The 12229-nt window shown below is 65.3% G+C and carries 13 protein-coding genes; 7 read left to right on the top strand and 6 right to left on the bottom strand.

Translation table 11 applies throughout. The features are described 5' to 3' along the window. Positions 1–40 precede the first annotated feature (40 nt). Both ACYCAX_RS19035 and ACYCAX_RS19040 read right to left on the bottom strand, forming a co-directional pair. Positions 41–385 carry a hypothetical protein gene (locus ACYCAX_RS19035; protein ID WP_015475978.1) on the bottom strand — a complete coding sequence of 115 codons (345 nt, stop codon included), beginning with the start codon at positions 383–385 and terminating at the stop codon, positions 41–43. Between the two features lie 374 nt (positions 386–759). Then, complete coding sequence (locus ACYCAX_RS19040; protein WP_015475979.1) at positions 760–2088, bottom strand: OprD family porin; 1329 nt, start codon at positions 2086–2088, stop codon at positions 760–762. Between the two features lie 443 nt (positions 2089–2531). Here ACYCAX_RS19040 and ACYCAX_RS19045 point away from each other — a divergent pair, with 443 nt between their 5' ends. The 5 genes from ACYCAX_RS19045 to ACYCAX_RS19065 all read left to right on the top strand — a co-directional run bounded on the left by ACYCAX_RS19045 (position 2532) and on the right by ACYCAX_RS19065 (position 6118). Then, positions 2532–2921 carry a RidA family protein gene (locus ACYCAX_RS19045; protein WP_015475980.1) on the top strand — a complete coding sequence of 130 codons (390 nt, stop codon included), beginning with the start codon at positions 2532–2534 and terminating at the stop codon, positions 2919–2921. Positions 2922–3484: 563 nt separating this feature from the next. Beyond that, positions 3485–4009 (top strand): HvfA family oxazolone/thioamide-modified RiPP metallophore, encoded by a 525-nt coding sequence (locus ACYCAX_RS19050; RefSeq protein ID WP_294972838.1) that lies wholly within the window; start codon positions 3485–3487, stop codon positions 4007–4009. Between the two features lie 62 nt (positions 4010–4071). Next, complete coding sequence (locus ACYCAX_RS19055; protein WP_015475983.1) at positions 4072–4917, top strand: HvfB family MNIO-type RiPP peptide maturase; 846 nt, start codon at positions 4072–4074, stop codon at positions 4915–4917. Next, a complete protein-coding gene (locus ACYCAX_RS19060) occupies positions 4910–5683 on the top strand; it encodes an HvfC family RiPP maturation protein (protein ID WP_294972835.1) in 774 nt (257 codons plus the stop codon). The genes ACYCAX_RS19055 and ACYCAX_RS19060 overlap by 8 nt, the downstream gene beginning before the upstream one ends. 12 nt (positions 5684–5695) lie before the next feature. Beyond that, positions 5696–6118 carry an organic hydroperoxide resistance protein gene (locus ACYCAX_RS19065; RefSeq protein ID WP_015475985.1) on the top strand — a complete coding sequence of 141 codons (423 nt, stop codon included), beginning with the start codon at positions 5696–5698 and terminating at the stop codon, positions 6116–6118. A gap of 461 nt (positions 6119–6579) precedes the next feature. Here the strand turns inward: ACYCAX_RS19065 and ACYCAX_RS19070 are convergent, their stop codons facing one another. The 4 genes from ACYCAX_RS19070 to ACYCAX_RS19085 all read right to left on the bottom strand — a co-directional run bounded on the left by ACYCAX_RS19070 (position 6580) and on the right by ACYCAX_RS19085 (position 10031). Further along, positions 6580–7095, bottom strand: coding sequence for an HvfX family Cu-binding RiPP maturation protein (locus ACYCAX_RS19070; RefSeq protein ID WP_460248593.1), 516 nt, complete (start codon positions 7093–7095; stop codon positions 6580–6582). A gap of 80 nt (positions 7096–7175) precedes the next feature. Beyond that, a complete protein-coding gene (locus ACYCAX_RS19075; RefSeq protein WP_015475987.1) occupies positions 7176–7814 on the bottom strand; it encodes a ferric reductase-like transmembrane domain-containing protein in 639 nt (212 codons plus the stop codon). 169 nt (positions 7815–7983) lie between these two features. Further along, positions 7984–9294 carry an ATP-binding protein gene (locus ACYCAX_RS19080; protein WP_460248594.1) on the bottom strand — a complete coding sequence of 437 codons (1311 nt, stop codon included), beginning with the start codon at positions 9292–9294 and terminating at the stop codon, positions 7984–7986. Beyond that, the gene (locus tag ACYCAX_RS19085) at positions 9291–10031 is read right to left on the bottom strand and encodes a response regulator (RefSeq protein WP_294972826.1); all 741 of its coding nucleotides are present in this window, start codon (positions 10029–10031) and stop codon (positions 9291–9293) included. The genes ACYCAX_RS19080 and ACYCAX_RS19085 overlap by 4 nt, the downstream gene beginning before the upstream one ends. A gap of 225 nt (positions 10032–10256) precedes the next feature. On the opposite strand from ACYCAX_RS19085, the gene ACYCAX_RS19090 reads away from it, so the two are divergent. Then, positions 10257–10529: a DUF2790 domain-containing protein gene (locus ACYCAX_RS19090; protein WP_015475990.1), complete on the top strand. Its 273-nt coding sequence runs from the start codon at positions 10257–10259 to the stop codon at positions 10527–10529. Between the two features lie 94 nt (positions 10530–10623). Then, positions 10624–11838, top strand: coding sequence for a cytochrome c biogenesis protein DipZ (locus tag ACYCAX_RS19095; RefSeq protein ID WP_460248595.1), 1215 nt, complete (start codon positions 10624–10626; stop codon positions 11836–11838). Positions 11839–12229 lie beyond the last annotated feature (391 nt).

Here is a 12229-nt window from a genome sequence, read left to right on the forward strand (position 1 = left end):
CGTCCGCCACGCTGCGTGCGCAGCGCGGGGCACAGGTCGATTAGCCCAGGAGTTGGTCGATCAGGACGGCATTGGTGTAGATCAGGCTGCCATCGCTGGCCCGGTGGCCGACCAGGTGGAAGTGCCCGCGCTGGTCGCCGTGGCTCAGGTAGACGCGGTACTGGCAATCGGAGAGCGGGCCGAAGCCTTCGGGCATCTTCAGGTCGAGGTTGTCCAGGTCGGCGTCCACCATCACGTCATGCGCCCCACTGTTCTGCAGGTATTCCTCGGCGTGTTCCAGGCGCAGGTGGTCGGCATCGCTGACGAAGAAGTGGATGTCTTCCAGCGGGGTGGGTTTCTGGTCGGGGCGGGTCTTGCACCAGCCTTCGAGAGTCATCGCGCTCATGGTAGTGGCCTCCTTCAGCTATGTGGGCATTCGGATTGCCGCGACTGTCTCTGTTTTGACCGCCGATGTTCCCGTGTGATTCCGCCAGGAGTGCGCCAGCGATGGGCGGGCATAAAAAAAACCGCTCCAGGGAGCGGTTCGGAAGGACGTTGAAGGAGCAATCACAATATCAACGTCAGGAGTCATCTTTCGATAATCGGCAAGAGACGATATCGAAAGCGGGAAAGATGGTGGGGATTCTAGAAAGTTTGCCGGAGTGGATAAACCCCGATCCGGGGAAGAGACTTTATATCGCAGTGCAATAATGGACGATGAAATAGCAAGGGCAACTCTCGAATGAGTCCGAAAGTTGCCCTTTGATTATTCGCGCCGAATTACAGGATCGACAGCGGATAATCGACGATCAGACGCAGTTCGTTGTTGTCGGACTCGCCCTGATCGGTATTGGAGCGGTGGAAGGCCTGGCGCAGGCGGAAGGACATGTCCTTCACCGGGCCGGACTGCACGACGTACTTGGCTTCGAAGTCGGTTTCGTGGTGCTTGCCGTCTTCACCGTACATGCCGACGTACCGGCCGTTCGGGTCGGCGTGGGTGCCGTCGATGTTGTCGCCGTTGATGTAGCGGGCCATGAAGCTCAGGCCGGGTACGCCGTAGGTGTCCATCGCCAGGTCGTAGCGTGCCTGCCAGGAGCGTTCGCCCGGGCCGTTGAAGTCGGAGAACTGCACGGAGTTGGCGAGGAAGATCGAGTCGCCGCCGGCGCCCGAGCCGTTGTCGCCGAAGCCCACGTAGTCGAACGGGGTGTCGCCGTGGACCTTCTGGAAGGCCAGGGTGACGGTGTGCGCCTGCAGGAAGGCGTACGCGGCTGCCAGCGACCAGGTGGTGTTGCTGATCTCGCCGGCCTTGGCCTGGCCGTAGTCATTGGTGCGGTAGATGTTGAAATCCAGGCCCAGCGACTGGTCGCCGCCCAGCGGCTGCAGGTAGTTCACGTTGGCGTAGTACTGGCGCCAGATGTCCTCGAACTCGGAACCGTACAGCGAGACGTTCAGGTTGTCGGTGATCGCGTACAGGCCGCCGACATAGTCGACGCTGTCGGCTTCGACGTCCGCGTAGGTCGCGTACAGGCCGCCGTCGTGGCTGGTGGTGATCGGGCTGGTACCAGCGGTGAAGTGGCCGGCTTCCAGGTCCAGGCCCTCGATTTCGCTGCTCAGCAGGTTGAAGCCCGACGCGGTTTGCGGAATCAGGCGGCTGCCGCCGGCGGCGAACACCGGTGCGACCGGCTGCATGTCGCCGAATTTCAGCTCGGTCTTGGAAATACGCACCTTCAGCGCGCCACCGGCCTTGCCGTAGTCGTCCTCGGGCTTGCCGTGGTTGTCCACCGGCAGGTTGCCGGTGCCGGTACGGCCGCCGCCGGCGTCGAGCTTGATGCCCAGGTAGCCGAAGGCGTCCACGCCGAAACCGACGGTGCCCTGGGTGTAGCCGGAGGAGAAGTTGGCGAGGAAGCCCTGGGTCCAGTCGCGGTTATCGGCGGTGTGATTCTTGCCGTCGTGGTCGTAGTAGTAGTTGCGCAGCAGCACGTCGAACTTGGCATCGTCGACGAAGCCCTTGGCATCGGCCTGGTCGGTGACGAAGGGTTCGGCGCTGGCGAACTGGCTGGCGGCGGCGGAAACGGCAAGCACGATGGCGCTGCGTTTGAGGTGCTTCATGGATATTGCCCCTAGAGTCTTGGAGAACCGGCCTGTTCAATTGCGTGAGGGCCGGAATTTTTATAGGCAGGCACAATGAATCCGATCATGGAATAACCACGGCGGAAATCGCAGGAAGTTGCGTTGGCATTGTTGCAATCAACTTTCCCCGGCCCGCTCCAGGCAGGGAAAAGCCAGCGTCATAATGCCGAAAGAGTGCCCGGTTTAAATAACGGATTGTGAAAAGGTCTATATCCCAAACTGTAATAATCCTCGTGGGAAGTTCTTGGAAAATATGGTCCGCCTATACGATGGATGTATTGACTGGCGACAAAAATAAAGGGTCTGGGCGAGGTGGAAGGTCGCCGTCCGGCGTGGCGGCGAGGGGAGCAATGGGGCTAAGCTGCGCGTCCCGGGCGGGCCGAACGGGCACCGCTCATACACCCGATAGTAGAGAGCATCTCATGGCGCAGAATGACAGCCCCTTCTTCATTCCCGACGCGGACCCCGAATCCATCTCTTCCGACGTGGCCGGCTTCGGCGGCCTGCTGGTTTCCACGCAGATCCCCACCCGCGAGGACGGCAGCCTGGAGCTGGGCGACATCAAGGCCCAGAGCGAGGCCACCCTGCGCAGCCTGAAGGTCGCGCTGGAAAAGGCCGGCAGCGGCCTGGAGCACGTCCTGCACCTGACCATCTACCTGACCAGCATGGCCGAGCGCGCCGCCTTCAACGAGGTGTACTGCAGCTTCTTCGGCAAGCCTTATCCGGTGCGCGCCGCCGTTGGCGTGTCCGAGCTGGCCTTCGATGGCATGAAGGTGGAAGTCACCGCCATCGCCGCGCGTCGAGCGGGCTGATTACCCCGAACATGGCCCGCGCTGCTCCTGCAAAAGCGCCCGAAGCCGACCCGCTCTTGTAGGAGCGAGCTTGTTCGCGAATGGATTCGCCAGCAGCCCCGAAGCCGGGCGCTGCGCTCCCGTAGGAGCAACTGTCTTCTATCGGGGAAATCCGTACCAGCGCTTCCCCCTCACCCCAACCCTTTCCCTCAGGGAGAGGGGGCAGACCGTGCCGACTGAGACCGAGATTTCCTCCTGCACCGAACGGTCCCCTCTCTCGCTCCTGCGCGCACCCCCCACGAAGGGCTGACACGTTCGCGCCTACGGTCCCGCACCCGGCCACGCCACCGAGCCAACCGTTCCCGCCCATGTATTCCTTTGTATCCGCCATCCCCTGAGCGGGCACTGGCATACAAAAGACTCCCGCTCCAGATACGCCGGCGATACATCGCTACGGCGAAATAGCCCTACCCGAACGAGCAACGCGACGGCAGGGCAGAACCTCCAGCGCGCTTCGTTCCAGGGATTCCGCCATCAAGGCATGAACCGGCGTGTGAATGCGCCCAAGCATCTGGAGAAGCACCATGACGCGTATTTCGAAAACCCAACTCGGCTTGCTCGCTGTCGCCCTGACCGGCGGACTGAACATGGCGTCCTCCGCCTTCGCCGTCGAAGCGCTGCCGCAGGGCTACCAGTTGGCCTCCGCCGCCAAGACCGGGGAGGGCAAGTGCGGCGAGGGCAAGTGCGGCGCCGCCGAGACCAAGACCAAGACCAAGGCCACCCAGGGTGAAGGCAAGTGCGGCGAGGGCAAATGCGGTGCCGCCGGTGCCCAGGCCAAGGCCACCGGCGCCGAGGGCAAGTGCGGTGAAGGCAAGTGCGGCGATGCCTCCTTCGCCCGTACCGACACCGACCACGATGGCCGCGTCTCCCGCGCCGAACTGCTGGCCGTGGCGCCCAAGGCCAACGCCGAGTTCGATGCCATCGACGCCAACCACGACGGTTATCTCTCCGAGGGCGAGGTCTACCAGTTCCGCAAGAATCAGTTCGACGTCAACGGCAAACCGTTCCCGTCCGATCTGTACAGCAAGCTGAGCCAGGCCAGGAACTGACCCGCGCCGACAGCCTCCCCGCGCCGCTGGCCGGGGAGGGCACTTCGCCAAGGAGACTGCCCATGAGCACTTCCGTATCCCTGCAAGGAGCCGGCCTCGGCCTGCGCCGCGCGCTGCTGCCCGACCTGCTGACGATGGACGCCGGTGCCGTCGACTTCCTCGAATGCGCCCCGGACAACTGGATCGGCGTCGGTGGCTCCTACGGCGAAGGCCTGGTCCGCCTGGCCGAACGCTTCCCGTTGTCCTGCCACGGCCTGTCGCTGTCCCTCGGCGGCCCCGAGCCTCTGGACCACGTCTTCCTGGGGCGCATCCGCGGGTTCCTCGACCAGCACAACGTCCCGCTGTTCAGCGAACACCTGAGCTACTGCTCCGACGAAGGCCACCTCTACGACCTGATTCCCATACCCTTCACCGACGAAGCCGTGCGCCACATTGCCGGCCGCATCCGTGAAGTGCAGGACGTCCTCGGCCGCCGTATCGCCGTGGAAAACATCTCCTACTACGCCGCGCCCTACCAGGCACTGAGCGAAATCGACTTCCTCCGCGCGGTGCTCAGCGAGGCCGACTGCGACCTGCTACTGGACGTCAACAACCTCTACGTCAACGCCCACAACCACGGCTACGATGCCGCCGGGTTCCTCGCCCGCGTACCGGCGGAGCGCGTCGTCTGCCTGCACGTCGCCGGGCACTACGACGAGGCGCCGGACCTGAAGATCGACACCCACGGCGCTGCCGTGAAGGACGACGTGTGGAGCCTGCTGGCCAGCGCCTACCAGCACCTGGGCAGGGTGCCGACCCTGCTGGAGCGCGACTTCAACCTGCCGCCGCTGGCCGAGCTGCTGGGCGAGATCGGGCACATTCGTGGCCTGCAGTCCGCCGCGCAATCGAAGGCGGTGCGCCATGACTGAGAGCCTGCGCGAACAGCAATTGCGCATGACCCGCTTCATCCGGAACCCGCAGGCCCATGAGCCGCCGCCGGGCATCGAAGCGCGGCGCCTGGCGGTCTACCGGCAGCTGTTCTTCGGCAACCTGCAATCGTTGCTGGCCGGCAACTTCCCGGTGCTCCACGCCAGCCTGCCACGCGAGCAGTGGCAGGGGCTGACCGAGGACTTCTACGCCGTTTTCCACTGCCGGACACCGTTGTTCACCGAGGTTGCCGGCGAGTTCGTCGACTACCTGGAAGGGCGCGCCGGCCAGCCCGGCTGGGTGGCTGAACTGGCCCACTACGAATGGATCGAGACCGCGCTGTTGCTCAGCGACAAGGCCGAACCGGACCACGATCCGGACGGCGACCTGCTCGACGGCGTGCCGTTGCTGTCCAGCCTCGCCGCGCCACTGGCCTATACCTGGCCGGTCAGCCATATCGGTCCCGACGACATTCCGTCGGAAATGCCGGCCGAACCCACGCTGCTGCTGGCTCGCCGGGGCGCCGATCTGCAGGTGCATTTCTCGCGCCTGGCGCCGCTGGCCCATGCCCTGCTGGTATCGCTGCAACAGTGGCAGCTTACCGGCCGCGAACACCTCAAGGCGCTGGCGGAGATCGCCGGCGTCGAACCGGCCGCCATCGAAGGACAGGGCATCGCCCTGCTGCGCAGCCTGAAAGAACAGGGCGTGGTGCTCGGCACCCGCCCCAACTGCGGCGCTCCACGTCGTTCACCATTGGCTCGCTTCTGAAGGAGAAGCATCATGACCGATACCCTGGCAACCGTGATCTACACCGCCCACACCCACACCACCGGCGGCCGCGACGGACGCGGCCAGACCGTCGATGGTGAACTGGACCTGCCGCTGAGCCCGCCCGGCTCCGGCCGTCCCGGCACCAACCCCGAGCAACTGTTCGCCGTCGGCTGGTCCGCCTGCTTCATCGGCGCCCTGCGCCGCGCGGGGCAGAAGTACAACCTTCGTCTTCCCAATGACGTGGCGGTGGACGCCGAAGTTTCCCTGGGCAACACCGACGACGGTGGTTTCGCTCTGGCCGCCCAACTCACCGTGCACCTGCCCGGCCTGACGGTGGAGGACAAGGCGAAACTGGTGGCCGAGGCGCACCAGATCTGCCCGTACTCCAGGGCGACTCGCGGCAACATCGAGGTTGGGTTCGTCATTCCCTGATCGCGGTTATCCACAGCCTGGCCCGCGCACCGTCATCGGTGCGCGGGCTTTTTGCTTTCTGTTGTTCGTAGGCGCGGGCTTGCTCGCGAACCTGCCCAGCGTTGGCGTCGCCGGGAAATCCGTTCGCGGGCCAGCTCGCCCCTACCGTTTGGGCCCGCCTCCGGCCGTTTGGATCGAGCCCGCCTATGGCTGTGTGTTTCCTTGTGGGCGCGGGCGATGCCCGCGATCGCGGACAAAGTCCGCTCCTACAGGTGGGGCCTGCGTCGGTGTTGGCGCGCGTGAACGTATGAATCGAACGCACCCGCAGGAGGGGGCGCGCAGCGATACCCAGGCTGCCATGCACATGGCTGGACGCGTGGCACCCCAGTCCTCCACGGCAGCACGACCGTTACGCGGACAAATGAAAACGCCCTCTCCAATGGAGAGGGCGTTTCTGTCGAGCCGCCGGATGGCGAAAGCGATCAGTCGATCCGCGAACCCCCCAGGAAGCGCTGTGCCAGGCCATCCACGCTCAGCGCCCCAGAGCCCTTCAGCAGCAGCGGCAGCAACGCCACCAGGTAGATCAGCGGCAGCTTGTAGTTGCCGAACCCGTGGTCGGTGATCGAGTATCCCTGGGCCAGCTCGGCCAGGCTCGACCATTGCGCCGGCCAGTGCACGGCGGCGATGGCGACGAGGGTCACGACGATCAGTGAGGCCGAGGCGAAGCGGGTCGCCAGGCCCAGCAGTAGCAGGACCGGTGCGATCAGCTCGGCCCACATTGACACCTGCCAGTCGAAGCCGGCGGAGAAGTGGTTGAAGGGGAAGGGGAAGCTGGCGTGGATCTGTTCGAACCAGTTGTCGCCGTGCCATTTCTCCAGGCCCGATTCGAAGAACTCCCAGGCCAGGAACAGCCGCAGGGGAATGTCCCAGCTCCAAGTGGCGAGACGGTCGAGTTGGTCGAAGGCGGTCTTGAGCGGATTCAGGGTGAGCAGGATCATGGTGCACCTCATGGGCAAGGTCGTGGGCAAGGCAGGGGCGGCCGGGCGATGGTTTCGCCCGGTCGCGGGGGAAGTTGGAGTCACGCGTTCGGCAGGGCCGGGCGGACGCTACGGCGCAGGCGTCCGGCCAGCTTGGCGATCAGCTTGAAGGCGAGGGCGCTGAAGATCAGGCCGAAGCCCAGCGGGTACCAGGAGCCCATCGGCAGGCGCTTGTAGAAGGACAGGAGGAACACCCCGGCGATCACCCAGGTGCCGGTGCTGTGCAGGCCCTTCCAGAGGCGGAAGCCGAGCAGCTTCACCGCAGCGGGGAAGGAAGTGATCGTCAGCAGGATGATGAACAGGTAGCCGATGGAGCCGGGGATGTTCGCAGCGGCGCTGCGGCCGTGCCAGAAAGTCTCGGGGAAGAACTTCACGTAGAGGAGGATCAGCACCGCGTGCACGGCGTGGGAGAAGGCGAAGGCCAGGCCGAGGAAGCGTCGTTCGCGCAGCAGGCCACGGGTGAAGGCGCTCGGCACCAGCGCCGCCAGGGACGAGGCGAGGAAGGTGGCAAGGAACAGCGCGAAGGAGGTGCGGGCGGTGACGCGGATCGAACTGCGCAGCGCTTCCACCCATTGCGGCTGCGCCCACAAGGCCAGCGCGGTGACGATCAGCACCAGCAGCGAGAGCAGGGAGAACAGGCGCCAGCCCTGCAGGCTGGCGGTTTCGACGGGACGGTTCATGGCAGGCTCCGAAGTGTGAACGCGGCGTGCGGGATGCCGCCGCGATTCGTGGAACCATGCTGTCAACGGGCCTTATCTCGGATGTGTCCGGTAAGGCCCGTCATGTATCGCTTTGTACATTCCTTTCACGGGCGTTCCTTTCACGAGCAAGCCTTTCGCGAGCAAGGTGTCAGGCGGTGGGGCGCAGTTCCAGTTGCGCACACAGCCCGCCGGTCGCGCGGTTGGACAGGCTCAGCGTGCCGCCCAGCGCCTGGCTCAGTTGCTGGGCGATCGCCAGCCCCAGGCCGGTGCCGCCGGTGCTGCGGTTGCGCGAGCTCTCCACCCGGTAGAAGGGTTTCACCACGTCTTCCAGCTCTGCCTCGGGGATGCCGGGGCCCTCGTCCAGTACACGAACACACACGACGCCCTGCGTATCGCGTTCGACTTCCACCTGGGCCGAGCCACCGAATTTCAGCGCGTTGTCCACCAGGTTGGTGAGCACCCGGCGCAGTGCGTGCGGGCGGGTTTCCAGCACGGCGTGGCTGTTGCCGTGCAGCTCCACGGCCTGGCCGCTGTCCTGGTAGTCGAGCACCAGGCTGTCGAGGAAGGCATCGAGGTTGACCTTCACCGCCGCCTCGCTGGCACCGTCCATGCTGCGGGCGTAGGCCACGCCTTCGCGGACCAGGTGCTGCATTTCTTCCAGGTCGCTCCACAGGCGCTCGCGCTCGGGCGAGTCGTCCATTTGCTCGACGCGCAGCTTCATCCGCGTGATGGGGGTCTGCAGGTCGTGGGAGATGGCGGCGAGCAGTTGCATGCGCTCCTTCAGGTAGGCGCCGATGCGGCCTTGCAACGCATTGAAGGCGCGGGCCGCATAGGCGACTTCGCTGGGGCCGCGTTCGTCCAGTTCCGGCGCCGGGGCGTCAGGGTCGAGGTGGTCCACGGCTTGCGCCAGGTGCGTCAGCGGACGGATGGCCAGGCGCACGGCGATCCAGGTGCAGAACAGCAACAGCGCCAGTTGCACGACCAGCACCCAGGGCAACCACTGCGCCACCGGCACGCCCTTGGGCGTCACGTCGATGGTCAGCGGGCTGCCGTCCCTCAGTTTCAAGTGCACCTGGAAGTGCGGGATGGAGCCGGGAATGTTCTCGAAACGCAGCGGGTAGCGCGGCCCGACGACATCGGCAATGGAGGTGGCGGCCATCGGCGCCCGCGCCATGTTCATCGGCTCGCCCGGTTGGCCTTCGCTCAGCAGGTAGCGGTAGTTGGGCCGCTGCACCATCGGCAGCCACGCCTCGCGTTCATCTTTCGGCAGGCGGTCGAGCAGGGCGACGGCGGTGCTGACATCGGTTTCCAGGTTGCCCAGCATCATGTTGCGCGCGCTCTGGTAGCGCTCGTAGAACTGCGAGCAGAACGACAGGCTGTAGGCGAACACCAGTCCGGCGAGGAAGATCAGCGCCAGGCGTGCGGCCAGCGTGCGTGGCCAGTGCAGGACGGATTTCATTCGTTGGGCTCGAGCAGTTCGACCGCGAGGGCGAAGACATAGCCTTCGCTGCGCACCGTCTTGATGTAGGCCGGCTCGCGGGCGTCATCCAGCAGGCGCTGGCGCAGGCGGCTGACCAGCAGGTCGATGGAGCGGTCGAAGATGTCCGCTTCGCGGCCCTGGGTGAGGTTCAGCAGTTGCTCGCGGCTGAGCACCCGCTGCGGGTGATCGACGAACACCCGCAGCAGACGGTATTCGGCGCCGCTCAGGGCGACCAGGGTGCCGTCCTCGTCGAGCAGGTGGCGCGCGGTGGTGTCCAGTTTCCAGCGGCCGAAGCCGATCAGCCGGCTGGCCTCGCTGACCTGCAGGTTCGGCGGCAGCATGCGGGTGCGCCGCAGTACGGCATTGATCCGCGCCAGCAGCTCACGGGCGGAGAAGGGCTTGGTGAGGTAGTCGTCGGCGCCCATTTCCAGGCCGATGATGCGGTCGGTCTCGTCGTTGCGCGCAGTGAGCATCAGCACCGGGGTGGACTTGTGCTTGCCCACGCGCAGCTCGCGGCACAGTTTCAGGCCGTCGTCGCCGGGCATCATGATGTCGAGGACGATCAGGTCGACCGTGTTGCCGTCGAGGAAGGCGCGCATCTGCCGGCCGTCCGCCGCCAGGCTCACGCGCAGGCCGTTCTTCTTCAGGTAGTTGCCGACCAGCCCGCGGATCTCGCGGTCGTCATCGACGATCAGTACGTGATCGACATGGTCCATGCCGGTTCCTCGTTCGTAGTGGGTTGAAACGAGTGTATAGCGCCGCGCCGCGCTTGCCTGCCGGGCTTTGTATTGCACTGTATCCAGGGCCGCCGGCGATACCCGGCGCCGCAAACCCAGGGCTGGCGCGACACAAGCCCGATACCTCCTGAGCGTGAAATGGGTACCAACGGCGAGGCACACAGCCGCCGCCGGGCAAACCCGACACAGGACAGGAGAACCACCATGAAAGCCATCCAGCTCGCCAACGCTTGCCTCTTCGCTGCCATCGCCGCCTTCGCCAGCTTCGGCGCCCAGGCTGCCGATACCCAACCCGCCGAGCAGTACCACTACGGTCAGAAACTGGATGTGAAGCGCGTCCTGGCCATCCACGAAGAGAGCGCCTCGCCGTTCGACTGCGGCATCGTCGACGCCCGCATGGATTACCTGGATTCCAACGGCCAGCCGCGCAGCCTGGCCTATCGCAAGTTCGCCACCAACTGCAACGAAGGCGGCTGATTCCCCTGAAGCCGCGGCCACGGACGGCCTCGGCGTTCATTCCCTGGCGTTCATTCATTGCGACCCCACGGGCCGACGGCTCACTGAGGTACCCATGCTGCTCATCGCCTTTCTCGGCGGGGCGCTGACCCTGCTCAGCCCCTGCATCCTTCCCGTACTGCCCTTGTTGCTGCAGCGCGCCGGCGGCCCGGCGTGGTCGCCGTGGGTCACGTTGCTGGGCCTGGCCAGCGGCTTCACGGTGCTGGCGAGCCTGGCGACCGTCTCCAGCAACTGGGTGATCGCCGCCAGCGAGTGGGGGCGCTACGTCGCCCTCGCGCTGCTGTCGGTTTCTGCAGTTGCGTTGCTCTGGCCGCGCTTCGGCGACACTCTGGCCAAGCCCTGGACGTGGATCGGCGATCGCCTGCAGGGCGAATCCCGGCGCCTGCCGCCGGCGCTTTCCGCGTGGCTGCCGGGCTTCGCCGCCAGCTTGCTGTGGGCGCCCTGCGCCGGGCCGGTGCTCGGGCTGATTCTCTCCGGCGCCATGCTGCAAGGGCCGAGTGCGCAGACCAGCCTGCTGTTGTTCGCCTATGGCCTGGGCAGTGCCACCGTACTGGGCATCGTGCTCTTCGCCGGTCGCCGCCTGATGCGGCATCTGCGCCCGCGCATGGCGGTCATCGAAGGCCTGCGCCGTGCCACTGGCGTGCTCGCCCTGCTGGCTGTGGTCGGCATCGCCAGCGGTGCCAGCGCACAACTGGCTTCCGGCAGCTCATCCACGCTGGTGAACAGCCTGGAGCGCAAGGTCGTCGAGGGCGTGCCCGTACTGCTCACCCGGCTCATGCCCGGCGACACCGCCCAGGGCGCCGAACGCCTGCCCGACCTCGGCCCGGCTCCGGAACTGCTAGGCGCCGTGGAGTGGATCAACAGCCCCGAACTGCACCTGCGTGACCTGCGCGGCAAGGTGGTGCTGATCGACTTCTGGACCTACGACTGCATCAACTGCCAGCACAGCCTGCCGTACGTGAACGCCTGGGCGAAGACGTACGCCGACCAGGGCCTGGTGGTGATCGGCGTGCACACCCCGGAATACCCCTACGAACGCATCCCGGCCAACGTCCGCGAAGCGGTGAAGAAACACGACATCCACTACCCCGTGGCGCTGGACAACCAGTACCGCATCTGGAATGCCTTCGGTAACCAGTACTGGCCGGCGCACTACCTCATCGATGCTCAGGGGCGGATTCGCTACCTGGCGATCGGGGAGGGCGGCTATGGGGAGCAGGAGGCGGTGATCAAGGCGTTGTTGAAGGAGCGTGATGGCGCTGCTGGATAAAGCGGCTAGGTTGCCGAGTTGCCAGGGGCTGGCCGAACCCGTTCCTCCTTTTCGTGTGATCGAAGTAGCGATTGTCGGCTCCATTGCAGAACAGGCAGGCGGTAACAATGAAGTCTTCGTTGTCGCGGTTCGGATCTCCTGTGGGGAGCAAATGATCCCAGGAAGGTGCAAGCCAATTAGCGAACGACAAGGTTCCGTCTAGGCCGCAGTAGCGGCAGACGAAATGGTCGCGTTTATGGCCGTTATGGGAGTACCCGCGGAGGGAGTCGTTGACCTTCTGCATCGTTGTTCCCTGTCGACGGTTTCGGTCTCAGCGATTGAGTTGGGAGTGCCAATCGCCAAGTCGTGAGAGTACGCACGGTACCGCAGGGGCTCCCACACACAAGTACAG

Source organism: Pseudomonas sp. MT3 (assembly GCF_054720805.1).